We start from the raw sequence: 25,839 nt of genomic DNA, 5'->3' as shown, positions 1-25,839 counted from the left end.
GCGCCCGCCCCCGCCAATTTCTGGAACCTGCCATGCAACTCTACGGTTACTTTCGCTCTTCGGCGGCCTATCGCGTGCGCATCGTCGCCAATCTAAAGGGCATCACCCTCGACCATCACCCGGTCAATCTGGTCAAGGGCGAGCAGCGTGATGCCGACAATCTGGCGCGCAATCCCCAGGGCCTGGTGCCGACCCTGGTCACCGACCAGGGACAGGCGCTGACCCAATCCCTGGCGCTGTGCGAATACCTCGACGAGCGCTACCCCGAACCGCCGCTGCTGCCCGGCTCCGCCGAGCATCGGGCGAAGATCCGGGCGCTGGCCCAGGCCGTCGCCTGCGAGATCCACCCGCTGAACAATCTGCGGGTGCTCAAGCACCTGACCGGCGAACTCGGACTATCGGATGACGCCAGGCTCGCCTGGTACCGCCACTGGGTAGCAACGGGGCTGACCGCCGTCGAGGCGATGCTTGAGCACACCATGGGCGACTTCTGCGTCGGCAATGAGCCGACCCTGGCCGACGTCTGCCTGATACCCCAGGTGTTCAACGCCGAGCGCTTCGAGTGCGACCTCGTGCCCTTTGCGCGAGTGCGCGCGGTATCGGAGCGAGCGCGAGCGCTGCCGGCCTTCGACAAGGCGGCACCGGGTGTTCAGCCAGACGCTGTGTGAGATCGGCTACAATAAGCCGACTAAGGAAACACTGACGGAACGATGTTTGCCTCCAAGCAGCAGCATCGACACCGCGAAGGGAGCGCGAAAAGCGCTCCCTTCGCTTTCCCTGACCCGACCGTCACCGTACCTGACACCAAGGAGTTGCGTGTGCTGAACCCGACCTCCCGCGCCACCGTGGCCCTGCTGGCGGCGCTGACCGCCCTGGGCCCGCTGGCCACCGACATGTACCTGCCGGCCATGCCAGCCATGCGCGAGGCGCTGGGCACCGGAGCCGATCAGATCCAGCTGACCCTGTCGCTGTATCTGATCGGCTTCGCCATGGCGCAGCTACTGTGCGGTCCGCTGTCCGATCGCTTCGGTCGCAAGCCGGTGCTGGCACTCGGGATGGGGGTGTTTCTGCTGGCGAGCCTGGTCTGCGCCTTCGCGCCGAATATCGAGACGCTGCTGGTGGCGCGCTTCTTCCAGGCCCTGGGTGGCTCGGCGGGGCCGGTGCTGGGCCGCGCCGCGGTGCGCGACATCCACGGCCCCTTCGAGGCCAGCCGCATCCTCTCCTACATGGCCAGCGTCATGGCACTGGCCCCGGCGCTGGCCCCGGTGGTCGGTGCGGGGCTACTGGTGTGGTTCGGCTGGGACGCCATCTTCCTGCTGCTGGCGCTCTACGCCGCCGCCATGCTGGGGCTGATCGCGATGATGCCCGAGCCGCTGCCGCGGGACCGGCGCCAGTCGATCAAGCCCTCGGCGCTGGCCATCACCTTCCGCTCGCTGCTCGGCCAGCGCGACTTCGTCGGTTATACCCTGGCCAACGCCGCTGCCTTCTCCGGTCTGTTCGCCTTTCTGTCGGGTTCGTCGTTCGTGCTGATCGACTACATGGGGGTCAGCCCCGACGTCTACGGCTACCTGTTCGCCGCCATCGTGCTCGGTTTCTTCATCGGCTCGCTGACCAGCGCCAAGCTCAGCCGTCGCCGCAGCCGTCACCAGCTGCTGGTCGCCGCCAGCCTGATCGCCGCCCTCGGCGGCTCTGCCATGGCACTGCTCGCGCTGGCCGGGGTGCATACTCCCTGGGCAGTCATCGGCCCCCACATGGCCTACATGATCGGCTTCGGCATCATCATGCCGCAGACCATGGGCGGCGCCCTGGCGCCCAACCCCCACTGCGCCGGCTCGGCCTCGGCGCTGTTCGGCTTTATCCAGATGAGCATCGCCGCCGGTGTCGGTGCCCTGGTCGGACAGTTCCACGACGGCACCTCCCACAGCATGGCCATCGCCATCGGCCTGTCCGGCGTGCTGGCGCTGATCTGCTACCACTTTATCGTCACCGACAAGGGCGCCCTGGAAGCGCAGACGGCGTCGGCCTGACGACCAAGCGCTACGGGACCCGCGAACCTTAACGACAGCGGCCCCGCCTGTTTTCAGACGGGGCCGCTGTCGCTTCAGCAGGGCGCATCTACTGACGCCAGGCGCGCACGAACATCCAGGTGCCGAGGCCCCAGGCGCCGTTGACCATAAAGCCGATGGGTAAGATCGCCGGGTCGATGCCGCGCCCCTTGAGCGGGAACACCACCAGCATGGCCACCAGGGTCAGGGCGATGCCGCCGAACAACCCTGCCTTCCACCAGCCCCCCTGATCGATCCGCCTGAGCGCGAACACCAGCATCATCACAAACCCCCAGACGCCGCCCCAGAAACTCGCCGAAAACCAGGCCGGCACGCCCAGGGGGGCGGCGGGTGAGGTGGAATAGGGGGCAAAGGGGATCACCCCGTAGGCGTGCAACAGCCCCACTACCGGCTGGTGGAAACACAATACAGCGAGAAAGCCGGCGACAAAGGCCAGAACAAGATGACGGGTCATGCAAGACTCCAGAAAGTGCAGTGACAGGGTGGTAAAGGCACGGGCTTCGGTGACGCCTCGATCACCAAGGACGATGCCTCAGTCACGAGGATAGAGACCACCCTCGCCCATCAGCACCGCCTGCCCCGCGATCTCGACGGTAACCTTGTCCTTGTCGTCGCGGGTGGCGCGGGCGTGGATCTGGCTTGGGCGGTGCATCGCCTCGCCCTGGTGGATGCGCCAGTTGTTGCCCTGGCTCTTCGACTGCTGTCCCAGAAATCCCGCCAGCGCCGCCGCCGCGCTGCCGGTGGCGGGGTCCTCGACAAAGCTGCCGGCGTGGCGCGAGAACATGCGAGCGTGAATCTCGCCGGATTCCTTGGCCTCGCGCACATAGAAGTAGACCTGCTCCACGGCGCTGGGTGACACGTGGCGCTGCCAGGCTTCGCCATCGAGCGCCAGCCGCGCCAGCGCCTGGACGTTGACCAGTTCGACCAGGTGAAACGGCAATCCGCAGGAGGCCTGGACCGGGTCCGCGGCGACGTCATCGAGCTCGAGCCCGGCCAGCTCCGCTGCGCTGGACTGGCCCAGCGTGCTGGTGCCGACCTCCGGCGTGCGCGCCATCTTGAAGCGTGCCAGGTCGCCCTCATAGGTCACCTTAAGCGGCCCGCCAGCCAGATCCAGGATGACCGGGCTATCGGCGCTGACCTCGCCAGCATGCACCAGCCCCTGGGCGGCGATCAGATGGGCCACGCCAATGCTCGGATGGCCGGCAAACGGCAGCTCGCGGTGAGGAGTGAAGATACGTACCGGAAAATGCCGGCTCGCCTGGGCCCGCCCGACGAAGGCCGTCTCGGCCAGGTTCAGCTCGTTGGCGATGGCCTGCATGCGCTCCCCCGCGATACCGTCGGCGTCGAGAAACACCGCCAGTGGATTCCCGGCGAACGGTTGGTCGGTGAATACATCGAGCAGGTAGTAGCGGGTCAGGGACGGCAGCATAGGCGGCTCCACTTGGACTTGGTAGACCAGGGCCAGGCTACATGCGCCCGACACCGGTGGCGCCTTCCAGCATAGAGGCCCCGGCGTCCACCTTGCCAGCGCGCGAACGAGCAAACCCCTCTACGGCAAAGTCAACGCTAGAGCGTTGGCAAGCATCCGTCACCGCCTTGACGGCCTCGCTAATCTGATGAGGGGCACGGCAAGCGCTCTTCGAGGCTGAACTCAGTGTGCACCAGCGGTACACTAGCGCCCGTTCCCACTGCCGAGGCCGCCGTGATGTCCCACCTGCTCTCCATCGACTCCCTGTCCCGCGACGATATCGATCACCTGATGCGGGTGGCGGCCGCCATGGAACCCGTCGCCCAGCGACGCAAGGTCACCCGGGTGCTGGAAGGCGCGGTGCTCGGCAACCTGTTCTTCGAGGCCAGCACCCGTACCCGTGTCAGCTTCCACACCGCCTTCTCGCGGCTCGGCGGCAGCGTCTGCGACACCACCGGCTTCACCTTCTCGTCGATGGCCAAGGGCGAATCGCTCTACGACACCAGCCGCGTGATGGCCGGCTACTGCGACGCCATCGTCATGCGTCACCCGGACCAGGGCTCGGTGGCCGAGTTCGCCGGCGCCACCCACGTACCGGTGATCAACGCCGGTGACGGCCCCGGCGAGCACCCGAGCCAGGCGCTGCTGGACTTCTACACCATCGACAAGGAATTCAGCCGCCAGGGCAAGACCCTCAAGGGTGCCCACGTTCTGATGACCGGGGATCTGAAGTACGGCCGTACGGTGCACTCGTTGATCAAGCTGCTGGCGCTCTACGCGCCCATGCGCGTGACCCTGGTGGCGCCGCCGGGGCTCGAGATGCCCAACCACCTGATCGAGCGGGTCAGCCGCCAGGGCCTGGACGTGGAGGTACGCGAGAGCCTGGCCGGTGACTTCTCCGATGTCGACGTGGTCTACACCACCCGCATCCAGAAGGAGCGCTTCACCGCCGAGATGAGCGAAGGCTTCAACCTGTCGCGGGACTTCACCGTCCACCGCGCCTTCATGGACAGCCGCTGCAACCCGTCCACCATCATCATGCACCCGCTGCCCCGGGACAGCCGTCCGGAGGCCAATGATCTGGACGTCGACCTCAACGGCGACCCGCGCCTGGCGATCTTCCGCCAGACCGACAACGGCATTCCGGTGCGCATGGCGATCTTCGCCACCCTGCTCAAGGTCGAGCACCTGATCGAGCGCGACCTGCGCGACGTGCCCTGGTTTGTGCCGGGTAGCGTCGGTGTGGACGACGCCAAGTTCTAGCTGCGGCGGTGCCGGGCGGAAGCTTGGCGCCGGCGCCACAGGTTCAGGGGCGCTCCTGCCAGAAGCGCGAGAACAGCTCGGCCTGGGTGTTGATCCCGAGCTTGGCGTACAGGTGCTTCTTGTGGACCCTGACGGTCTCCACCGAGATAGACAGGCGTCGGGCGATCTCCTTGGTCGACCCGCCGCCCAGCATCAACTGGCTCACCTCGCGCTCGCGATCGGTCAGCCCGAAGCGGGTCGCCGTCTCTTCGACGCCACCTCGGTGCGGATGCCAGGGATGGGGGCCGGGCGTCTCGCCGCAGCGCTCGAAGTGCATGCGCAGTCGCATCAGCTCACCGAGCCAGGGCTCGACCAGATGCAGCAGGCCGATTTCGCTGTGCAGGAAGGTTCGGGTGGAACCCAGCGACAGGCACAGGGTACGACCAGCGCCCAGTGACCGATTGATCTGCACCTCGTCACTGACGATATTGCGCCGGAAGTAGCGCTGGTAGTACTCGGTCGCGGTGAACCGTGCCGGGGCCACGTCATCCAGCGTTACCAGGCCATCGAGGCCATTGTCACGGGCGGCGACATAGAAGGGATCCAGCAGATACAGGCCGCGCTGGTAGTCCTCGAACAGGCCTTCATCGGCGCCGTCGTCCTCGTCGCTTTCGGCCAGGATGGTCGGCGGCTGGTCGGCATGGAAGACCAGCGCCACCCAGGTGTTGTAGACGATGTGGCGCGCCAGGGTGCGGCTGACGGCCTCCCAGAAGTCTTCACTTTCCAGGCGTGCCAGCAGGCGCGCGAAGTCGCGATGCCAGCCCATCGCCTCAAGCATTCCCGTGGTTCCTTCCTCACTGTTCTGCGACATCTGTCGGCGCCTCACCCTATGGGGGTAACCCTGCCATGGAATAGGCAGCCTCGGTGAATAGAGGATACTGACATTCTATAAAACGCCAACCGACAACAACGGCTGTGGAGTCTTCCATGCAGATAGCCCTGGCACAACTTCCCGGCATCGAGGGAAACATCGAGGCCAACCTGGACGCCGCCCTGAGCACCCTGGAACGCCACGGCGACCAGGTGTCGCTGGTGGTCTTTCCCGAAACGCATCTCAGCGGCTTTGCCGAACAAGACCACGTCGACGATCGTGCCCTGGCGCTCGATGGCCCGGAGGTGGCTCGTCTGATCCAGGCCAGCCGTGACCACGACTGCGCCCTGGCCATCGGCCTGCTCGAGCGGGCCGCCGATGGTGTCTACAACACCACGCTACTGATCACCCCGGAAGATGGCATCGCCCTCACCTATCGCAAGACCCACCTGTGGCCCGATGAGCGGGAGCTGGTCGGCCTGGGCCAGCGCATCGGCGTCACCCGCTGGCGCGGGCTGACCCTGGGGCTGATGATCTGCTACGACATCGAATTCCCCGAGACCGCACGGGCCCTGGGCGCGCTGGGCACCGACCTGATGCTGGTGACCAACGGCAACATGGACCCCTACGGGCCGGTACACGCCCGCGCCGCCCAGGCCCGCGCCCAGGACAACCAGTGCTTTGTCGCCATGGCCAACCGCTGCGGTGAGGGCGCCGGCCTGACCTTCGCCGGCCACAGCGCGGCGTATTCGCCGCTTGGCGAGACCCTGTTCGAGGCCGATCGCGACGCGGGGGTTCACCGGGTATCGCTCGACCTCGAGCTATTGAATCGTGCCCGGCGGGACTATGACTACCTGGCCGATCGACGCGTCTCGCTGGACCTTCAGCGCGACGACGACTCACGAGGCCCCGGCTTCCGCCTCATCTGACCCGGCTTTCCTGACCATGATTGCCTGACCATGGTTGCCTGACCCGACCGTCCATCACCAACAACCATAACGCGAGCCCCAAGATGTCTCACTCCAAGCCCCAACTCGGCCTGTGGCAGGTCGTTCTATTCGGCCTTGCCTACATGACACCGATCATCGTCCTCGGCACCTTCGGCGTGCTGGCGGTGGTCTCCGAAGGCGCGGTATCCGGCGCCTACGCGGCGGCACTGATCGCCATGCTGTTCACCGCCCACAGCTATGGCCGCATGGCCAGCGCCTACCCGGTGGCCGGCTCCGCCTACGCCTATGTGCGCCACGCCATCAACGATCGACTGGGTTTCATGGCCGGCTGGGCCATCCTGCTGGACTACCTGTTTTTGCCCATGGTGATCTGGCTGATCGGTGCCGCCTATCTGCACTCGGCCTTTCCGTCCGTGCCGGTGCCGGTGTGGCTGATCGCCTTTATCGCGGTCACCACCTTCATCAACATCATCGGCCTCAAACTAGCAAGCCTGGTCAACAGCGTGCTGATGCTGGTTCAGGTGCTGGTGATCGCCGCCTTCGTCGCCCTGGCGGTGCACTACGTACTCGGCGACCCCAGCCAGCCGCTGTGGAGCCTGACGCCCTTCCTCGGCAGCGCCGACAGCCCCCAGATGCCACTGCTGATGGCGGGCGCCGCCGTCGCCTGCTACTCCTTTCTCGGCTTTGACGCGGTGACCACCCTGACCGAGGAGACCCGCGACGCCGAGCGGACCCTGCCCCGCGCCATCCTGCTGATCACCCTGCTGGGCGGCCTGATCTTCATCCTGGTGTCCTATTTCGTGCAGCTCGCCGCGCCGGGCTACGAGTTCGCCAATGCCGACGCCGCCGCCTACGAGATCGCCCGCAATATCGGCGGAGACGTCTTCGTCTCGATCTTTCTGATCGGCCTGGTCGTCGGCCAGTTTGCCTCCGGCATCGCGGCCCAGGCCAGCGGCTCGCGACTGCTTTACGCCATGGGCCGCGACGGCGTCCTGTCGACCCGCCTGCTTGGGCGCCTGGGACGCTTCGGCACGCCTACCGGTGGCCTGATACTCAGCGGCGTGGTGGCGCTGCTGGCGTTGACCATGGACGTGCTCTCGGCGGCTTCCTTCATCAACTTCGGGGCCTTCCTGGCCTTCGCCCTGGTCAACCTGTCGGTGATCGCCCACTACTACATCAAGCAGGGCCGACGCGGCCTGGCCGACAGCCTATACTTCCTCGTCGCGCCGACCATCGGTCTGCTAGCGATCCTGTGGCTGATGGCCAGCCTGGACCGCTCCGCACTGATGCTGGGCGGGATCTGGCTGGCCTGCGGCCTGGCGTGGCTGGCCTGGCTGACCCGCGGCTTCCGCCAGGCGACACCGGAGCTAAGCCTGGAGGGTTGAACCTGCCTGGGTCGATTGCCCCGAAAAAAGCCCGAGGCCATGGCCTCGGGCTTTTTTTGGTGCTTCACAAGTTCGGTGCAACAGTGGCAACCTCAGCGGCTCGGCAACCCTTCCTCCCGGGCAAAGAAGCCTTCCAGGATCAGCACCGCAGCGATGCCATCGACGCTTTCCTTGCGGTAATTTCCCCCGTGTCCCTGCTCCCGGGCGATGGCCTTGGCCTCCCGGGTGGTGCCGCGCTCGTCGAACATCTCGCACTCGACGCCGTAGCGGCCAAACAGCCGCTTGCCGAACTTGCGCGCACGGGTGCTCATCTCGCTCTCGCTACCGTCCATGTTGAGCGGCAGGCCGACCACAAAACGGTCGGGCTGCCACTCCTCGATCAGCGCGCTCACCCGTTGCCAATCGGGAATGCCATCCCGGGCCGGCAGCGGCTCGAGCTCCCTGGCGCTGCGCAACAGCTCGTTGCCCACCGATACGCCGATGCGCCGGGTGCCGAAGTCGAAGGCCAGGATCAAGCGCTCGCCCGGCTCACGCTTACGACTGGCCATCAGCCGTGCCCGGCCTCGCGGGTCATCAGGTTCAAGTCGATGCCGAGGATCCCGGCGCTGGCCGACAGGCGCTGCTCCGGCGGCGTCTCGAACAGCACGTTGGCGCGGCCTTCCACGGTCAGCCAAGCGTTGTCCATCAGCTCGTTCTCGAGCTGACCGGACTCCCAGCCGGCGCAGCCCAGGCACACCAGAAAGCGCTCGGGGCCCTCGCCCTTGGCCAGCGCCTGGAGCATGTCCATGGAGGTGGTCAGGGCGATATCGTCGGTGACCTGGATGCTCGAATCCCAGGGTTCGGCGGAGCCCGAGTGCAGGATAAAGCCGCGATCCTTGTGCACCGGGCCACCGTAGTACACCGGGGCCTGGGCGTTGGCCGCTTCTTCCACGCTGATCTCGAGCTGTTCGAACAGGGCGTCGAGGGTCAGATCGGTGGGCTTGTTGACGATCACGCCCATGGTGCCGTTCTCGTCGTGGTCGCACAGGTAGCTGAGCGTCCCGGCGAAGTTCGGGTCTTCCAGATGGGGCATGGCCATCAAGAAATGGTTCTTCAAGCTTTGCATGTGACTCCCAGGCGGTCTTGCGCGCCGTCCAGATGCGTGGCCAGGCCTCAGGGCGAGTCGTCGCCCCGACGGCCCGGCAGGATGCCCCCAGTGTACCATCCGGGGGCATGGCGCTCAGTGACTGTGGGGAAAACTCGACGTGATCGACGGTCTAGCCGCGCGCCGCCAGGCGACGCTCGATGGCGTCCATCAGCAGGCCTGCGATGTCTGTGCCGCGCTGGTCATCGATCTCGCGCACGCAGGTCGGGCTGGTGACATTGATCTCGGTGATGTAGTCACCGATCACGTCGAGCCCGACGAACATCAGGCCCTTCTCCTTGATCACCGGCTTGACCTGCTCGACCAGCCAGTAGTCGCGATCGGTCAGCTCGCGGCTGACGCCGCGACCGCCGGCGGCCAGGTTGCCGCGGGTCTCGCCGGCGGACGGGATCCGCGCCAGACCAAAGGGCACCGGCTCGCCGTCCACCAGCAGGATACGGGTGTCGCCGTCCTTGATCTCCGGCAGAAAGCGCTGAGCCATGATCTGGCGCCGGCCGCGTTCGGTCAGGGTCTCGATCACCGCCCCCAGGTTCCGCCCCTCGGGGCCGATGTGGAAGATGCCGCTGCCACCCATGCCGTCCAGCGGCTTCAAGATGACGTCGCCGTGCTCGGCCTGGAAGACGCGGATCTCGCTGTCGCGACAGGACACCAGGGTCGGTGTGCAGCACTGCGGGAACTGCTGGGCGAACAGCTTTTCGTTGCACTCGAACAGCGGCCGGGTCGGGTTGACCACCAGCACGCCCTCGCGCTCGGCGAAGGCCAGCAGATGCACGGCGTTGAGGAAGTGGCCATCCACCGGCGGGTCCTTGCGCATCAGGATGACGTCGAGCTCCGCCAGCGGCCGCGACTCGACCTCGCCCAGGTCGAACCAGTGCTGCGGGTCGCGGTGGACCTGCAGCGGGCGCTGGTGGGCATAGGCACGGCCTTCCTTGAGGAACAGGTCTTCCTGTTCCATGTAGGAAAGCGACCAGCCGCGATCCTGAGCGGACCACAGCATGGCGAGACTGGTGTCTTTCTTGTAGGTCAGCTGGTCGATGGGGTCCATCACCACGCCGACACGAAGGGGGCGATTGGTCATTCGGGGGTCGTCCGCTAGCGGTTGATGCCGTCAAGTATGCCCGACACCCCAGGCACCACCAAGGTCAGTCGCTGTCGACACTCCTCTTAAACCTGCAAGGCGCCTTTCCGCCGTCCAGCGCACTACCTCAAGCGCTGTCATCGGTTGTGGTGGTGCCAGCGTCCCTGGGCGCCAGGCGCACCCCGCTGTCCTCGATGATGATCAGGCGTCGCTTGTAGAGCCGACCGATGGCCTGCTTGTAGGCATTCTTGCTGACGCCCAGGCGCGCCTTGATCTCGGCGGCCTGACTCTTGTCCGACAGCGGCAGGTAGCCGCCAGCGTCGCGCAGTGCCTTGAGCACCTGTTCGCCGACCACGTCCAGACGGGCCGAGCCCGGCGGCAGCAGCGACAAGTCCAGCCGGCCATCCTCGCGCATCCGCTTGACGTAGCCGGTCAGGCGCTGGCCGCGGCGCAGCGGGCGGCTGATCTCATCGTGATAGATCAGCCCCCAGCAGCGGTGATCGACCACCGCCTTGACCCCCAGGTCGGTGGTGTCGGCGATGACCAGGGCGACCTCATCGCCGGCGCGATGATCATCGCTGTGATCGGTGATGTAGCGCTCGAGACGCTGGGAAGCCACCGGCCGTCCACTGCGGTCCTCGCTGACCTTGACCAGTACGCGCCGGCCCACGGCCGGCGTCAGGCGCTGTTCGCTGAGTGGCAGCAGCAGGTCACGCTCGTGGCCCCAGTCGAGAAAGGCGCCGAAGTCGGTGACCTGCACCACCCGCAGATCCGCCACCTCGCCCATGGCGACCTTGGGTGAGCCGTGGCCCTGACGAGATCGTCCCGACGAGGTCGACCGCGAGGACTTGCCGGCAGCACTTCGAGAACGGCTGTTCGCAGCGTCGTTCGAGGCGCTGTTCGAAGAGCGATGCGAAGACGGCTTGTCATTGCTGGAGCGCGGTGGTGTACCACGACGGCGGGAATCTGACATGGGGAGGGGTTCCACAAGAATGTGCAGCCCCATTATGGCGACTGCCGCGGGCATATGATACAGCCCGCGGCACTTGCCTTGCTGACGCCTGCAAGCTGACGCCTGCAAGCTGACGCCTGCAAGCTGACGCATGCAAGCCCACACCCGCAAGCTCGCACCTACAAGGTCAGACCCACAGACGGCCTGTACCCTGCCTTTGGGACGAACGCCTGTGCAACGACGCTCAGGTCGGCCAGCTCGGCCCTCGCTTGCTCAACCGCCGGGTGTTGGAGGATGTCTTGCGCCCCAAGGGTTTGATCGCCGCCGTCAGCACCTGGTCGGGGCTGCGGCCACTGATCGCCGCCCGCTGGGCGGCCATGGCGGCCTGGGTAAAGGCCGTCATCTTCTCGGTCACCATGCGCAGGTCCTCGCCGGGAGCCACCGACCAGAACCCTTTCATCCCCATCAGTCGCATGCCGATCACCATCTGGGCCTCGACCAGCATCTGGGTCATCTTCATCCCCATCATCCAGTAGCCAAGGGGCGTACCCCATTGAGCCATCGGGGAGGCTGCACGACGTCTCGCCATCATCCTTCTCCTTCATCAGCGGGCAGGAATACCCATTTCAGAGTAGTTGGGTAGACGCTATCCCTTACAAGCTACTCGATCCGGGCGCCCAGCGCTCACCTCAATGACGGTGATTTTCTTCATCGACAGCGACTGATGGGAAAGGCTCAGCTCTCGCGCTTGCCATCCACCAAGCGGCTGACGTTCAGCGGGTTGCCATCCTTGAGCGCTTGCGGCAGCAGGGCGTCCGGCAGGTTCTGATAGCACACCGGGCGCAGGAAGCGGTGGATGGCGGCGCTGCCGACCGAGGTGGTGCGCGAGTCAGAGGTGGCCGGATAGGGGCCACCGTGGACCATGGCGTGGCACACCTCGACCCCGGTGGGCCAGCCGTTGGCCATCACCCGACCGGCACGCCGCTCGAGGATCGGCAGCAGGCCACGGGCTGCGTCGATGTCGCCGTCGTCCATCTGCAGGGTCGCGGTCAGCTGCCCCTCGAGACCCTCGGCCAGTGCCTTGACCTCGTCCAGGTCGGCACACTCGACCACCAGCGAGGTCGAACCGAATACCTCGGCCTGCAGCGCCTCATCATTGAGGAAGTCGCTGGCCTTGGCCACGAACAGGCCGGCCTGGCACTGGTTGGGTCCGTCGCCCTGGGGGCCGCGCGCCACTTCACGGGCCTTGTCGCTGCCGCCCAGGGTGTTGACGCCCTGGGTGTAGGCGTCGTGGATGCCCGGCGTCAGCATGGTCTGTGCACCGGCACCCTTGACCGCTTCGGCGGCGGCCTCGACGAAGCCGTCGAGCGCCTCGCCCTTGACCGCGATCACCAGCCCCGGGTTGGTGCAGAACTGGCCGGCCCCCATGGTCAGCGAGCCGACGAAGGCCTCGCCCAGCGCCTTGCCACGGGCCTTGAGCGCCTCGGGCAGCAGGAACACCGGATTGATCGAGCTCATCTCGGCGTACACCGGGATCGGCTCGGGACGCGCCTGGGCGGTCTTCATCAGGGCGGTGCCACCGCTGCGCGAGCCGGTGAAGCCCACCGCCTTGATCCGCGCGTCGCTGACCAGGCCCTGGCCGACCTCGCGACCGGAGCCGAACAGCAGCGAGAACACGCCTTCCGGCAGTTCACAGCGGGCCACCGCCTTCTGCAGCGCGCGGCCGACCAACTCGGAGGTGCCGGGGTGGGCCGAGTGGGCCTTGACCACCACCGGGCAGCCGGCAGCCAGGGCCGAGGCGGTGTCGCCACCGGCCACCGAGAACGCCAGCGGGAAGTTGGAGGCGCCGAACACCGCCACCGGACCCAGCGCGATATGGCGCTGGCGCAGGTCGACCCGCGGCATCGGTTCACGGTCCGGCAGGGCCGGATCGTGGCGCACGTCGAGCCATTCGCCGGCGCGCACCACCGAGGCGAACAAGCGCAGCTGACCGCAGGTGCGGCCACGCTCGCCCTCAAGACGTGCCTGGGGCAGGCCGGACTCCTGCATGGCCCGCTCGATCAGGGCATCACCGAGCGCCTCGATCTCCTCGGCAATGGTCTCGAGAAAGGTCGCTCGGGCCTCGAGGCCGGTCTCGCGGTAGCTATCGAAGGCCGCCCAGGCCAGTTCGCAGGCGCGCTCGACCTCGGCCTTGGAACCTGCCTTGTAGCCAGGCTCGAGGGTCTCGCCGGTGGCCGGATTGACGGCGTGGATGGGCTCGCCCTTGGCCTCGATGGCCTGGCTGCCGATCAGCTGCTTGCCTTCCAGGGTCATGACTCTGCTCCTCGTCGGGTCGTAAAAAACGTCAAATTCGTGGAAAAGATAGATCTAAGGGATGGCACATCCCTGGCTCAGGACGCTGGCTCGCTGATATCGAGGCGATAGCAGCGTACGGCGTTGTCGTGAAGGATCGCCTGTCGGGCCTCGGGCGCCACCAGGGCGATGGCACGCTCCACCATGGCAAGCCAGTCGGCGTAGCTGGCGTTGAGCCCGGTCACCGGGAAGTTGCTGGCGAACACGCAGCGATCTGGTCCGAAGATCTCGATGGCCTCGGCCAGGATGGCGACGTTGGCTGCCTCGTCCCAGGCCGCCATGGGGCTGCCGAGTTCCGACAGCTTGACCGTGACCCCGGGGTTCTCGGCCAGGGCGCGCATGCCCTGGCGCCACTGCTCGAGCCCTGCGCTGGAGCGGTCCCAGGGCAGCCCAGTATGGTTGAGGATGGCTCGCAGCTCCGGCGTCGCCTCCAGGGTGCGAGCGGCAGCCTGCAGATGCCAGGCCGGTACCCGCAGGTCCCAGGAAAGCTCCCGCTCTTCCAGCAGACGCAATCCCCGGCACCAGTCGGCGTCCTCCAGTGATCCGGGCTGGCCGTGGACCTCGGCCAGCCTGTCGGGCCGTGCGGCGGTGATCGGCTTGGCGCGCACGCCGCGAAACAGCGGCGAGGCCATCTGCGCTTCGAGCTGAGCCTCGCAGCCGGCATCCAGAAAGTTCGCCCAGCCGACCAGCGCGATGGGCAGTCCGTGGCGCTCGGCGTGGACGGTCAGCCAGCGGGTTTCGCGCTCGGGTTCACGGCGATCGGCCTCTGCCTCGCAGTGCACCGTACCGACCAGTCGATAACCGTCCGGCACCAGCGCCTTCAAGTCCGGCGCCTGAAACGGACGCCGGAAGGCCGCGTAGTCACCCAGGAAGAAGTGAGGGTCGATCTCGTCCTCGAGCCAGGGGTAGTGCACGCTGCCGTCCAGGGCCCAGAAGTGATGGTGTGCGTCGATCAAGGGTTGTGTCGTCATGCGGTCTCCTCAACCGGCCAGCCAGTAGAGCGGCGCGGTGATGATCTGGGGGAAGGCCACGAACAGCAGCAGGATGACCACGTAGGCCAGGGCGAAAGGCATGACGCCGGACACCGCCTTCTCGAACTTGAGCTGACCGACGCTGGTGATCACGTTGAGCACATTGCCCACCGGCGGGGTGATCAAACCGATGGCACAGTTCAGTACGAACATGATGCCGAAGTAGACCGGATCGATACCGGCCATCTTGACGATCGGCATCAGGATCGGAGTCAGCACCAGAATGGTCGGGGTCAGATCCATGACCATGCCGACGATCAGCACGATGGCCATGATGGCAAGCATCAGCAGGCGCGGGTCATCGGCCAGCGGCGACAGCAGGTCCGCCACCATCATCGGCAGCTGGGCGATGCTGATCAGCCAGGATGCCACGCTGGCAGCGGCGATCAGGAACATCACCACGGCGGTGGAGCGCGCTGCCTGCACCAGCACCTGGTAGAGCTGGGCAAGGCTCAGCTCGCGATAGATCAGCGTCGATACCAGGATGGCGTAGACCGCGGCCACCACCCCTGCCTCGGTGGGGGTGAAGATGCCGGTCTTGATCCCGCCGATGATGATCACCGGCAGCAGCATGGCCCAGAAGCTCTGGCGCAGCGCCTTGAGGCGCTCCTTGCCGGTGGCCTTCTCGGCCACCACCAGGTCTTCCTTGCGGGTCATGAACAGCCACATCAGCACCAGGGTCACGCCCATGATCAGCCCCGGCACGATGCCGGCCAGAAACAGCTTGGTGATCGAAATGCTGCCGGCCACGCCGATGATGATCAGCGGGATCGACGGCGGAATGATCGGCGCGATGATGCCGCCGGCCGCCATCAGCCCCGACGAACGCCCCAGCGGGTAGCCGGCCTCGCGCATCATCGGCAGCAGCATGCTGGCAAGCGCTGCGGTGTCCGCCACCGCCGAGCCGGACAGGCTGGCCATGACGATGGCAGCGAAGATGGCGACGAAGCCGAGCCCGCCCTTGCGATGGCCGACCAGGCTCATCGCCAGCACCACGATGCGCTTGGACAAACCGCCGCGCGACATCACTTCGCCGGCCACCAGGAAGAACGGAATGGCCAGCAGGGTGTAGCTGTCGGCGCCGTTGACCAGGTTCTGGGCCAGAATCTGGGAGTCGAACAGCCCCAGGTGCAGCATCAGCACCACTGCACTGACCAGCAGCGCAAAGGCGATCGGCAGACTGAGCCCGATGGAGGCCAGCAGCGAGGTCAGAAAGAGTCCGATGGTCATGACAGCCCCTCCACGGACGGGGCCGGCCGCAACAGCGAGGCCGGGGCCAGCAGTCGAAAGACCAGAATCACCGACATCAGCGCGCCGGCGACCAGTCCAGCCAGGTAGAAGACGCCGACCGGTATGCCGCTGATCGGCGAGACATTGCTCCAGTTGAGCAGCGTCTGGGCATAGCTGCCCTTGAGCAGCATCAGGCAGCAGCCGAGCATGACCAGGGTCACCAGCCTTGCCAGCACCGCCTGCAGCGGCGCCGGCAGGCGATCGCTGAAGGTGGTGACGCTGAGGTGCTCATGGCGCATCAGGCAGACCACGGTGCCGAGAAAGGTCACCCAGACGAACAGGAAGCGCGACAGCTCGACGCTCATCGAGATGCCGCTGTTGAAGCCGTAGCGCAGCACCACGTTGGTGAACACCAGCGCGATCATGACCACCAGCGCCATCACCATCAGAGCGTTCAGCACCCGCTCGGTCCAACGCGACAGTCGCGCGAGAAACGTCGCCGAGCCGGCGCTGTCGCCCTCGCCTCGGTGCTCCGGGGTGGAATGAGTGGAATGAGTGGAACGAGAGGATTGCGACATGGCGTCGACCTCCTGAAGGAGGGGGCGGCGACGCCGCCCCGAAGGTTTCCACGTCGACCTCAGCGGGCGTCCGCCAAGGCCTTTTCAAACGCGGCGACGAAGTCCTCGCCGAGCGCCTTGCGGTGCGCCTCGATCACCGGCGCCAGACGCTCGCCCATGGCCCGGCGCTGCTCAAGCGGTACCTCGTTGATCGCCATCTTGTCGGACAGCTCGGCCAGCAGGCTAGCGTTCAGTTCGCGGCTGGCCTGGCGCTGATACAGGGTGGCCTCGCGGGCAGCCTCACGGACCGCCTGACGCTGCTCGTCGCTGAGGCTGTCCAGGAAGCTTTTTGAGCCGATCAGCACCTGGGCGTCGTAGGCGTGGGCGGTCTGGGACAGGTACTGCTGGACCTCGAAGAAGCGCTTGGTGTCGATCACGCTGTAGGGGTTCTCCTGGCCGTCGACGGTGCGCGTCTCCAGCGCGGTGAACAGCTCGTTGACCGGCATCGGCACGGCGTTGGCACCGAGGCCGTTGAACATGTCGATGTACAGCTCGTTCTGCATGGTGCGGATCTTCAGCCCCTCGACATCTTCGGCGGTCTGTACCGGACGGCGGCTGTTGGTGATGTGGCGAAAGCCGTTTTCCCAGAACTCGAAACCGACCAGGCCCTTGTCGTCGAGACTGGCCAACAGGTCGCGCCCGGCCGGGCCGTCGAGCACCGCGTCGGCGTGCTCGCTGTCGTCGAACTGGAACGGCAGGCTGACGATGCTGAAGTTGGGGTTGAGACTCGCCAGGGTGGCGGTGGACGGCGCGGTAAAGGCCAGGGTGCCAGCCTGCAGCATCGAGGTCATGTTGACGTCGTTGCCGAGGATACCGTTGCTGAACACCTGAACCTTGACCTCTCCTCCGGTCTTTTCCTCGACCAGTTCGGCGAACTTGTTGGCGCCCAGGGTCTGGGGGTGGGTGTCGGGCAGGCTGGTTCCCATGCGTGCGGTGACCGCCGCCTGACTGGTAATGGCGAGACCGAGACCGGCCGTCAGCAGCGAAGTGAGTAGGGCCTTCTTTATCATCTTCATCTTGGGGCTTCCTTTTATGTTATTGCTTTTTATGCATTATTCGTTTTGATGCGCGAGCCGTTGTCGCCGAGCACTCAACCAGGACGGCGGCTGTCACCCAGCCGCACCGGCATCGTCACTGGTGACGCTGAACGCGTCGCCATCAAGGCCATAGCAGCGCAGGGCGTTGTCGCAGAACATCGCCAGGCGCTGCTCCCGGGTATAGTCCGCGCTCACCGCCTTGAAGGCGTCGAACAGCTCGGCGAGATCGACGACCAGGCTGTCCACCGGGAAGTTGCTGGCAAACATGCAGCGCTCGGGGCCGAACAGCGCGATGGCGGTGCGCAACACTTCACGGTTGTCGGCGACCCGCCAGGGTGCGTCAGGCAGCCCGATGCCAGACAGCTTGAGCATGACCTGGGGAAAGGGCGCGACCCTCGCCAGCGCTTCACGCCAGCCGGCCAGGGTGGCCGGCGCGCGGTCCCCGGGTACGCCGGCGTGGTTGATCACCACCGGCATCTCGGGATGACGCTCGAGCAGCGCCACCAGCTCGCCCAAATGCCACCAGGGCACCTGCAGCTCGAAGATCCAGCCACGCCGCGCCAGCGACGCCACCCCTGCCTGGTAACGCGGGCACTCCAGCGAGCCGGCCAGGCCATGGCCCGGCCGATAGTCCTCCCGCGGCAGACTCGCCGGCTTGTGGCGCACGCCCTTGACCAGCGCAAAGCGCGACAGCGCCTCCAGCTGGTCCTCGACGTCGTCACGATCGAGCCAGGCCTGGGCCAGCATGGCGTCGGGCCAGCCGGTTGCCTCGTGCAACTGCTGGATCCAGTCCGCCTCCTCCAGTGCCTGGCCCGGTGCCCACTCGGCCTCCATATAGACGCAGCCCATCACACTGTGGGGGCCTGCCAGCCGACGATACTCGTCGGGCAGAAAGGGCCGCCGAATGGCACCGTAGTCGCCGTAGCGAAACGGGATCATCGGCTCGTCGCACAGCCAGGGATGGTAGTTGTGCGTCGGGTCCCAGAAGTGAAGATGGGCGTCCACCACCGGCAGGTCCCGGTCATCGCCACTGTCCAGAAAGCGCTGGCGCGCCTTTCGCAGATGCATCGCCCTTCTCCTGTCTGTCGCCAGGCTATTCGGCGGCCTTGGCGGCCAGGATGGCGTCGATCAGCTCGCTACCATACTCGTCGGCGAAGGTCGCCTGCACCGGGTCCGCCACCACCTCACGCATGGAGTCCCGATCCGGGGCTTCCACCACCTGCATGCCCTGGTCCTTGAGGAAGGCCAGGTCATCGGCCATGCCTTCGGCAAGCAGCTCGCGCTCGTAGCTGGCAGCCTCGCGTGCGGATTCCACCAGCAGAGTCTGAAGCTCCTCGCTGAGTCCGTCGAAGCGCGCCTTGTTCATCACCAACGGCGCGGCGGTGTAGGCGTGAGCGGTCAACGACAGATGATCCTGGACCTCGTAGAAGTTGGCCGAACGGATCAGGCTGACCGGGTTCTCCTGGCCGTCCACGGTGCGGGTCTCGAGCGAGGTGAACAGCTCGGTGAAGGGCATCGGGGTGGGGTTGGCACCGAGCGCCTGGAAGGCGGCGATATGGGCCGGGTTCGGCGTAGTGCGCAGCTTCAGTCCCTCGATGTCGGCGGCAGACTCCACCGCCCGGCGGGAGTTGGTGAGGTTGCGAAAGCCGATCTCCCAGAAGGCGAGGCCCGTCATGTCGTGCTCGCCGAGCTTGTCGAGCAGCGACTGGCCGACCTCGCCGTCCAGCACCCGATAGGCGTGCGCATAGTCGTCGAACAGAAACGGCAGATCGAGCACGTTGAGCTCACCCACCAGACCGGTGTAGTAGGGGTTGCCGGTCAGCGCGATGTCGACGCTGCCGCTGCGCACGCCGCTGACCAGGGCGGTATCGCTGCCGAGCTGGCCACTCGGGAAGACGCGCACCTCGAGTTCACCGCCACTACCCTCCTTGACCAACTCGGCGAAGTGTTCGGCGGCCTTGTGCTGGGCGTCCTGCACCGGGTGGGTGTGGGCGAAGGTCAGGGTCGCGGCGGACACCGAGGCAGCGCCCAGCGAGAGCGCACCGGCCAGGGCGGCGAGTGCGGTGAAACGAACCGTTGGAGCAAGGGCGTTCAGGGGCTTTGTCATTATCGTGACCTCGTCTGAGGTGGAAGACACCGCCACGCCTTCCCGGCGTGGCAGCGACCTGCTCGACGCTCGTCGGCGCCTAGAGCACGCTGGGCCGGATCGCGGCCTCGGGGGCTGCCTCTTCCTGAGCCAGCGGATTACGTAATGAACGCCCGAAGGCAGGCAGTTCGATCTCGAAGCGATCCCCCGGCGCCACCTGAATACCGTCGGCAAAGCTCAAGGTGGCGGTGCCGAAGAAGTGCACATGGACATCGCCGGGCTGGCGAAAGCCGTCGTACTTGAAGTGATGGCGCTCCAGGTTGGCGATGCTGTGGGACATGTTGGCCTCGCCGGTGAGAAACGGCTTCTCCCAGCGCACTTCGCCACCACGGGTGATGCGGCTGACGCCTTCCAGGTGGTCGGGTAGCTCGCCGATCACCAGCTCCGGGCCGAAGCTGCACGCGCGCAGCTTGGAGTGGGCCAGCCACAGATAGTTGTGGCGTTCGGTGACGTGGTCGGAAAACTCGTTGCCGACGGCGAAACCGATCCGATACGGACGCCCGTCCGGGCCGATGACATAGAGCCCCACCAGTTCAGGCTCTTCGCCGGCGTCCTCGGCGAATGCCGGCGACGGCAGCGCGGCTTCCGGCGCTACCACCCAGCGCCCGTCGCCCTTGTAGAACCACTCGGGCTGGGCGCCGCTCTCGCCTGGGCCCGGCTTGCCGCCTTCCACGCCCATCTGGAACATGCGCATGGAGTCGGTCAGTTCGGCCTCGCTGGCCCCCTCGATCTTGGCGTGCATGGCGCTGCGGGTGTCGGCGCTACCCAGATGGGTCAGGCCGGTGCCAGTCACCAGGCAGTGGGCCGGGTCCGGGTGGGTCACCGGCGGCAAAAGCCGACCCTGGTCGACCAGTGCCTGATAGTCGAGGGTCGTGTCTTCGAGACGGGCCTCGATCACGCTCTCGAGCGAGGCACCCTGGTCGATGGCAATACGCGCCAGGCCAAGCACACCGCCCTCGACGTCGATCGGCACCACCTGCTCGGGGCTTTCGACCTTGGCCGCGCGCAGGCGGCCCTGGTCGTCAAATTGAATCACGCGCATGGTCGCCTCACTCGATGATGGTGAACTGGTCGAAGTACTCTTCATTGAGTTCCAGCCCCAGGCCCGGCAGGTCGTCGTCCAGGTCGAGGAAGCCATCGACCGGCTCGGGATCGCCCTTGAACAGGTAATAGAACAGCTCGTTGCCGATCTCGACGTCGTGTACCGGGAAGAATTCCGACATCGGTGAGGCCAGGGTCGACATGGTCAGATGGTAGTTGTGCATCTGGCCGGCGTGGGGAATCACCGGCACGCTGAACGACTCGGCGATGGCGTTGATCTTGCGTGCCGCGGTGATCCCGCCCACCCGGTTGGTGTCATACTGGACCACCGACACCGCACGCTTCTCCAGCAACTGGCGGAAGCCATAGTGGTTGAACTCATGCTCGCCGCCGGAGATCGGGATGCTGGTCAGGGCGTTGAGTTCAGCGTAGCCATCGACGTCGTCGGCCAGCACCGGTTCCTCGAGCCAACGCGGCTCGAAGCGCTCGAGCTTGGGCAGGATGCGCTTGGCGTACTCCAGGTTCCAGCCCATGTAGCACTCGAGCATCAGGTCGATGTCGTCGCCGATCACCTCACGTACCGCGGCCACGCTGTTGAGGTTCTCGCGCACCCCCTCCGGGCCGTCCTTGGGGCCATAGCCGAAGCGCATCTTCATCGCCTTGAAGCCCTGATCCAGGTAGGACTGGGCCTCGCGCTGCATCTCGTCGAGGTCGGTGCGGTAGAGCTTGGAGGCGTAGCACGGGATCTTCTCCTTGGTGCGACCGCCGAGCAGCTTGAACACCGGCTTGCCGACGGCCTTGCCCATCACGTCCCAGATCGCGATGTCGACGCCAGAGATGGCCGCCATGCCGATGCCGCGGCGCCCCCAGGCGTGGGTCGAGCGGTACATGCGCTGCCACAGGTACTCGTAGTCGAAGGGGTCCTGGCCCACCACCAGCGGCGCCAGGTACTGGTCGATGATGGCCTTGGCGATGCGCGGCGCCAGCGCCACGTTACCGAGTCCGACGATGCCGCTGTCGGTCTCCACCTCTACCGTGGTCCAGCCGTGGAAGCGGAAGGTGCCCATGGAGTCGCCCTTGTCCCACAGCTCGTCCATGGCGTTGGAGCAGAAGTGCGCCTGGGGGGCGACGGTGTGGCCCTTCCACTCGAACAGTCGGGTGCGTACGTTGGTGATCTTCATGTCGATTCCTGTTGCGTTGTTATTGGGCTGCAAGGCCGTGACCAGGCCCTGATCAGGCCGCCACCTCGGCGCCGTGTCAGTGCTGGCACATCGCCTTGACCAGGTTGAAGGCGTTGCGCGTCGGGGTCAGATTGGCCTTGCCCTGGCCTGCGATATCGAAGGCAGTACCGTGGGCCGGGGAGCCCACCGGTACCGGCAGCCCGCCGAGGATGGTCACGCCGCGATCGAAGCCCAGCATCTTGATGGCGATCTGGCCCTGGTCGTGGAACATGGTCACCACCGCGTCGAGATCGCCGTCGCGGGCCTTGAGGAAAATGGTGTCGGCGGGATAGGGACCGACGATGGGGTAGCCCTGGGCCACGCACTTCTCCACCGCAGGCGCGATGATGTCGACTTCCTCGCGTCCGCAGGTGCCGCCCTCGCCACCGTGGGGATTGAAGCCGGCGACGCCGACCCTGGGCGCGTCGAAGCCGGCCTTCTTGAGGGTGTCGTAGATCAGGGTGGCAGCGGAGATGATGCGATCTTCAGTGACGTAGGTGTGCGCTTCCTTGAGCGGAATATGCGACGAGATGCGCGAGGTCCACAGCGTGCCCAGGGTATTGAACTCGCTGAAGAAGGTGGTCACGCCGAATTTCTCGACAAACCAGTGCAGCTCGTCCTCGTGGCCCAGGCCGCCGAGCTTCATGGCGTACTTGTTGAGAGGGGCAAAGCAGATGCCGTCGACCTCGCCAGCCTTGTTGGCCTCGATGCAGCGCTCGAGCACCGCCAGCACCGAGGCGCCACCGGCGGCGTTGGCCTCGGCGTAGGCGGTCTGATCCCGGGACACCGTGTCCATCTCGAGAAATACCGGGCCGGCGTGATCGCGCGCCTCGCGGAAGCTTGTCACCTCGGGCAGCTCGAGGCTCACCCCGGCCACACGCTGGCCTTCTTGCCACAGCCAGCGGTCACCAATCAGCACGGTGTGGCAGTCCTGGGTGGCTTCGCCCTCGGCCAGCAGCTTGGCCACCAGTTCCGGGCCGATGCCACCAGGATCGCCGAGGGTCAACGCAATCACGGGAGTCGTCTGGGTCATGTCAGGGTTTCCTTGTCGGGTTGGAGGCATGCGGGCACTAGCCGTAGAAGGCATGTACCAGGCTCATGGGAATCGCCGGCACATAGGTGACCAGCATCAGCACCACGAACAGCACGAAGATCATCGGCAGATTGACCTTGGTGACTTCCCACATGTCGGTCTTGGCAATGGAGCAGGAAGTGGCGAGTACCGAGGCCACCGGCGGTGTCTGCTGGCCGATCGCCAGGTTCAGCGTCAGGATCAGGCCGAAGTGGATCGGGTCGATGCCGATCTGCTGTACCAGCGGCATCACGATGGGCACCACCAGAATGATCGCGGCGGCCCCGTGGAGGAACATGCCGAGCAGCAGCAGCAGGATGTTGAGCAGCGCCAGCACGGCCACGGGGTCGCTGGTGATGGCGGTGATCTGGCGCGCCAGCTCCTGGGGCAGCTGCATCTCGGTGAGAAACAGTCCCAGCACCGCCGAGGTCGCCACCAGCAGCATCACTACCGCGGTCTGGATGACGCCTTCGATCACCGCGCGGTAAAGAATCTTGAGATTGAGTTCGCGGTAGACCAGTCCGCCGATCAGCAGCGCCGCCAGCACCGCGATGCCCGCACCCTCGGTGGCAGTGACGAAGCCACCGAAGATGCCGCCAAGGATGATCACCGGCAGGGTCAGCGCCCAGAAGGCGTCCTTGAAGGCCTTGCCCAGGCGCGACAGCGAGAACGCCTCTTCCCGCGGCAGGTCGTACTTCACCGCATAGTAGTAGCAGGCCAGGGCCAGCCCGACGCCACCGAGGATGCCCGGGATGATGCCGGCCACGAACAGCTTGACGATGGAGGTGTCGGCGATGGCGCCGTAGAGAATCATCGACAGCGACGGCGGGATGATGATCGCCAGCGACGCCGACGACGAGGTGATCGCCGCCGAGAAGTTGGCGTTGTACTTGCGCCGCTTCATTTCCGGGATCAGTACCGAGCCGGTGGCGGCCACGTCGGCCACCGCCGAACCGGAGATCTCGGCGAAGAACATCGAGACGCCAACGTTGACCATGGCAAGGCCCCCGCGCACGAAACCGACCATGGCCGAGACCAGGTTGATCAGGCGCAGCGAGATGCCGGAGGTATTCATCAGGGCCCCGGCGAAGATGAACAGAGGAATGGCGATCAGCGGGAACTTGGTCGCTCCGGTGAACAGCGTCAGCGGCACGTTAACCAGGGAATCGACGCCCATGAAGACGGCGACCCCGACCACCCCGACGGTGCCGATGGCCACGGCGATAGGCACATTGATCAGCACCAGGGCGAACAATGCGGCGATCACGATCAAGAGAGTCATGAGCGGTGCTCCTTCAGGTCTTCCTCGGCGATGCGGATGGCCTCCTCGATGGCCTCCTCCTCGCTGTCGATGCCCGCGCGCACCTTGTTCCAGGCCACCGGCAGGCTCAGCAGTTCACACAGGATGAACAGCGCAGCGCTGATCGGAATTACCGACTGGGTCACATCGAGCCCCACCGACGGCAGTGCGACCAGGCTGTCCCAGGCCAGGATCGGCAATACCTTGTAGCCGTAGTAGCCAACCACCACGAAGAAGCCGATGACGATGGCCTCGGAGATCACGAACAGCGAACTGCGAAGGCCAGGGCTAGCCTTGGCCACCAGCCCGGGAAAGCCCATGTGGGCGCGTTTGAGCGCGGCCAGGCAGGCGCCGTAGAAACTCAGCCAGGCGAGGTTGATGGAGGCCACCTCGTCGTACCACGGCAGGTTGCCGCCAAAGGTGCGCAGCGCCACCGCCACCAGCACGATGGTGGTCAAGGTCAGCAGCAGGGTGACGGTGAAGCACTCGAGCAGGCGCTCCAGCCAGCGGCGTGCGGTATCGAGCGGTGTCATGCTCTCGATCTCCTGGGGATGCAGATGGACGGTCGGGTCGGCAAGGGGCGCCACCTGGGCGCCCCTGCAAGCAGGCACTCGCTCACTCTTCGGCCAGCGCCATGGCGCGGTCGATCAGATCCTGGGCACCGTCCACCTGGTTGGCGAAGGCCTCGTACACCGGCGCGCTGGCCTCGACGAAGGCGCCACGATCGACCATGTTGACGGCCATGCCGCCCTCCTCGAGCACCGAGACCAGTTCGCTGTCGAGCTGCTCGCCCTTGGCCAGCGCCCAGCCCTGGGTCTCCACGGCCACCTCCTGAATGGCGCTGCGCACGTCTTCAGGCAGCTTCTCCCAGCCGCCCTTGCCGGCGGTCAGCCAGATCGGCGAATAGACGTGGTTGGACAGCGACAGATAGTCCTGCACCTCCTGGAACTTGGCCCCGTTGATATTGGAGAGCGGGTTCTCCTGGCCGTCGACGACGCCGGTCTGCAGCGCCACGAACACCTCGGAGAAGGCCATCGGGGTGGGGTTGGCGCCCCAGGTCTCGAACATGCGGGTACGCCACTCGCTCTGGGGGGTGCGCAGCTTCAGGCCGTCGAGGTCTTCCGGCACATTGATCGGACGCTCGTTGTTGGTGATCTGACGGAAGCCGTTCTCCCAGGTCGAAACGATCTCGAGCCCCTGCTCGCGGGCGTCCTCGGCCAGGTCGGTCATCACGATGTTCTGGTCGATGGCCACCAGGTGATCGCGATCCTTGACCAGAAACGGCAGGTCGAACAGCGCAAAGCTCGGTGATACCGAGGACATGATCGAGGAGATCGCCGCCAGATCGACGGTGCCCAGGCGCAGCTTCTGGATCAGCTGGCGCTCATCGCCGATCTGGCCGCTGTGGTAGTACTCCACCTCGTGGGCGTCGCCCAGACGTTCCTGCAGGGCATCGGCGAAGTACTGTGAGGTCTGGCCCTGCAGACTGCCGGGAGGCCCGCCGATGGCGAAGACGATCTTGTCGGCCTGGGCCGCGGTGGACGCCAGGGCCAGTGCCAGAGCGGAGAGAGTCAGCGTGCACTTGTTCATGGAGGTGCTCCTGTGACGTTGTGTCGTTGTTATGGGTGGTGCCTGCG

Annotated in this window: 26 protein-coding genes; 5 read left to right on the top strand and 21 right to left on the bottom strand. The window is 66.0% G+C overall.

Annotated elements, in window-relative coordinates; all coding sequences use genetic code 11:
• Positions 1-32 precede the first annotated feature (32 nt).
• Together maiA and RBB39_RS16915 are read left to right on the top strand one after the other, a co-directional pair.
• The gene (gene maiA / locus RBB39_RS16920; RefSeq protein WP_045993880.1) at positions 33-668 is read left to right on the top strand and encodes a maleylacetoacetate isomerase; all 636 of its coding nucleotides are present in this window, start codon (positions 33-35) and stop codon (positions 666-668) included.
• A 150-nt stretch (positions 669-818) separates the two neighbouring features.
• Positions 819-2,027, top strand: coding sequence for a multidrug effflux MFS transporter (locus tag RBB39_RS16915; protein ID WP_306169224.1), 1,209 nt, complete (start codon positions 819-821; stop codon positions 2,025-2,027).
• 88 nt (positions 2,028-2,115) lie between these two features.
• Here the strand turns inward: RBB39_RS16915 and RBB39_RS16910 are convergent, their stop codons facing one another.
• Together RBB39_RS16910 and RBB39_RS16905 are read right to left on the bottom strand one after the other, a co-directional pair.
• On the bottom strand, positions 2,116-2,520 hold the full coding sequence (locus tag RBB39_RS16910) for a hypothetical protein (protein WP_306169223.1): 405 nt from the start codon (positions 2,518-2,520) through the stop codon (positions 2,116-2,118).
• A gap of 78 nt (positions 2,521-2,598) precedes the next feature.
• Positions 2,599-3,495, bottom strand: a complete 897-nt coding sequence (locus RBB39_RS16905) for a PhzF family phenazine biosynthesis protein (RefSeq protein ID WP_181248713.1) — start codon at positions 3,493-3,495, stop codon at positions 2,599-2,601.
• A 273-nt stretch (positions 3,496-3,768) separates the two neighbouring features.
• Between RBB39_RS16905 and pyrB the strand changes: the two genes are divergently transcribed.
• Positions 3,769-4,797: an aspartate carbamoyltransferase gene (gene pyrB / locus RBB39_RS16900; RefSeq protein ID WP_306169222.1), complete on the top strand. Its 1,029-nt coding sequence runs from the start codon at positions 3,769-3,771 to the stop codon at positions 4,795-4,797.
• A 43-nt stretch (positions 4,798-4,840) separates the two neighbouring features.
• Here pyrB and RBB39_RS16895 read toward each other — a convergent pair whose 3' ends face one another.
• Positions 4,841-5,647 (bottom strand): helix-turn-helix transcriptional regulator, encoded by an 807-nt coding sequence (locus RBB39_RS16895; RefSeq protein WP_306169221.1) that lies wholly within the window; start codon positions 5,645-5,647, stop codon positions 4,841-4,843.
• Positions 5,648-5,763: 116 nt separating this feature from the next.
• On the opposite strand from RBB39_RS16895, the gene RBB39_RS16890 reads away from it, so the two are divergent.
• Both RBB39_RS16890 and RBB39_RS16885 read left to right on the top strand, forming a co-directional pair.
• Complete coding sequence (locus RBB39_RS16890; RefSeq protein ID WP_306169220.1) at positions 5,764-6,576, top strand: carbon-nitrogen hydrolase family protein; 813 nt, start codon at positions 5,764-5,766, stop codon at positions 6,574-6,576.
• An 83-nt stretch (positions 6,577-6,659) separates the two neighbouring features.
• Positions 6,660-7,982, top strand: coding sequence for an APC family permease (locus tag RBB39_RS16885; RefSeq protein ID WP_045993849.1), 1,323 nt, complete (start codon positions 6,660-6,662; stop codon positions 7,980-7,982).
• A 92-nt stretch (positions 7,983-8,074) separates the two neighbouring features.
• Here the strand turns inward: RBB39_RS16885 and ruvX are convergent, their stop codons facing one another.
• The 18 genes from ruvX to RBB39_RS16795 form a co-directional block, all read right to left on the bottom strand.
• Complete coding sequence (gene ruvX, locus RBB39_RS16880; protein ID WP_306169219.1) at positions 8,075-8,530, bottom strand: Holliday junction resolvase RuvX; 456 nt, start codon at positions 8,528-8,530, stop codon at positions 8,075-8,077.
• Positions 8,530-9,087: a YqgE/AlgH family protein gene (locus tag RBB39_RS16875; protein ID WP_045993847.1), complete on the bottom strand. Its 558-nt coding sequence runs from the start codon at positions 9,085-9,087 to the stop codon at positions 8,530-8,532. The genes ruvX and RBB39_RS16875 overlap by 1 nt, the downstream gene beginning before the upstream one ends.
• 151 nt (positions 9,088-9,238) lie before the next feature.
• On the bottom strand, positions 9,239-10,204 hold the full coding sequence (gene gshB, locus RBB39_RS16870; protein ID WP_306169218.1) for a glutathione synthase: 966 nt from the start codon (positions 10,202-10,204) through the stop codon (positions 9,239-9,241).
• Between the two features lie 127 nt (positions 10,205-10,331).
• Positions 10,332-10,991 (bottom strand): S1 RNA-binding domain-containing protein, encoded by a 660-nt coding sequence (locus RBB39_RS16865; RefSeq protein ID WP_306169229.1) that lies wholly within the window; start codon positions 10,989-10,991, stop codon positions 10,332-10,334.
• 409 nt (positions 10,992-11,400) lie between these two features.
• Positions 11,401-11,745: a hypothetical protein gene (locus RBB39_RS16860; protein ID WP_083970522.1), complete on the bottom strand. Its 345-nt coding sequence runs from the start codon at positions 11,743-11,745 to the stop codon at positions 11,401-11,403.
• Positions 11,746-11,891: 146 nt separating this feature from the next.
• Positions 11,892-13,469, bottom strand: a complete 1,578-nt coding sequence (locus tag RBB39_RS16855; protein ID WP_306169217.1) for an aldehyde dehydrogenase (NADP(+)) — start codon at positions 13,467-13,469, stop codon at positions 11,892-11,894.
• Positions 13,470-13,546: 77 nt separating this feature from the next.
• Positions 13,547-14,479 (bottom strand): amidohydrolase, encoded by a 933-nt coding sequence (locus RBB39_RS16850; protein ID WP_306169216.1) that lies wholly within the window; start codon positions 14,477-14,479, stop codon positions 13,547-13,549.
• 9 nt (positions 14,480-14,488) lie between these two features.
• Positions 14,489-15,769: a TRAP transporter large permease subunit gene (locus tag RBB39_RS16845; RefSeq protein ID WP_108449625.1), complete on the bottom strand. Its 1,281-nt coding sequence runs from the start codon at positions 15,767-15,769 to the stop codon at positions 14,489-14,491.
• Positions 15,766-16,347 (bottom strand): TRAP transporter small permease, encoded by a 582-nt coding sequence (locus tag RBB39_RS16840; protein ID WP_306169215.1) that lies wholly within the window; start codon positions 16,345-16,347, stop codon positions 15,766-15,768. Before RBB39_RS16840 ends, RBB39_RS16845 begins: the two co-directional genes overlap by 4 nt.
• A gap of 59 nt (positions 16,348-16,406) precedes the next feature.
• Positions 16,407-17,402 carry a TRAP transporter substrate-binding protein gene (locus RBB39_RS16835; RefSeq protein ID WP_306169214.1) on the bottom strand — a complete coding sequence of 332 codons (996 nt, stop codon included), beginning with the start codon at positions 17,400-17,402 and terminating at the stop codon, positions 16,407-16,409.
• Positions 17,403-17,495: 93 nt separating this feature from the next.
• On the bottom strand, positions 17,496-18,491 hold the full coding sequence (locus tag RBB39_RS16830) for an amidohydrolase (RefSeq protein ID WP_306169213.1): 996 nt from the start codon (positions 18,489-18,491) through the stop codon (positions 17,496-17,498).
• 25 nt (positions 18,492-18,516) lie between these two features.
• The gene (locus RBB39_RS16825) at positions 18,517-19,530 is read right to left on the bottom strand and encodes a TRAP transporter substrate-binding protein (RefSeq protein WP_306169212.1); all 1,014 of its coding nucleotides are present in this window, start codon (positions 19,528-19,530) and stop codon (positions 18,517-18,519) included.
• 79 nt (positions 19,531-19,609) lie between these two features.
• A complete protein-coding gene (gene araD1, locus RBB39_RS16820) occupies positions 19,610-20,611 on the bottom strand; it encodes an AraD1 family protein (protein WP_306169211.1) in 1,002 nt (333 codons plus the stop codon).
• Positions 20,612-20,618: 7 nt separating this feature from the next.
• A complete protein-coding gene (locus RBB39_RS16815; RefSeq protein WP_306169210.1) occupies positions 20,619-21,791 on the bottom strand; it encodes an L-rhamnonate dehydratase in 1,173 nt (390 codons plus the stop codon).
• Between the two features lie 76 nt (positions 21,792-21,867).
• Complete coding sequence (locus RBB39_RS16810; RefSeq protein ID WP_108449619.1) at positions 21,868-22,863, bottom strand: 4-hydroxythreonine-4-phosphate dehydrogenase PdxA; 996 nt, start codon at positions 22,861-22,863, stop codon at positions 21,868-21,870.
• Between the two features lie 37 nt (positions 22,864-22,900).
• Entirely contained in the window at positions 22,901-24,184 is a 1,284-nt protein-coding gene (locus RBB39_RS16805; protein ID WP_108449618.1) for a TRAP transporter large permease, read from the bottom strand.
• Positions 24,181-24,735 carry a TRAP transporter small permease gene (locus RBB39_RS16800; protein ID WP_108449617.1) on the bottom strand — a complete coding sequence of 185 codons (555 nt, stop codon included), beginning with the start codon at positions 24,733-24,735 and terminating at the stop codon, positions 24,181-24,183. Before RBB39_RS16800 ends, RBB39_RS16805 begins: the two co-directional genes overlap by 4 nt.
• Positions 24,736-24,817: 82 nt before the next feature.
• Positions 24,818-25,792, bottom strand: coding sequence for a TRAP transporter substrate-binding protein (locus RBB39_RS16795; RefSeq protein ID WP_213227491.1), 975 nt, complete (start codon positions 25,790-25,792; stop codon positions 24,818-24,820).
• Positions 25,793-25,839: the final 47 nt, after the last annotated feature.

This window comes from Halomonas sp. MMSF_3323 (genome assembly GCF_030733595.1).
GTDB lineage: Bacteria > Pseudomonadota > Gammaproteobacteria > Pseudomonadales > Halomonadaceae > Halomonas > Halomonas litopenaei.
This window is presented reverse-complemented; position numbering and strand designations above follow the sequence as displayed.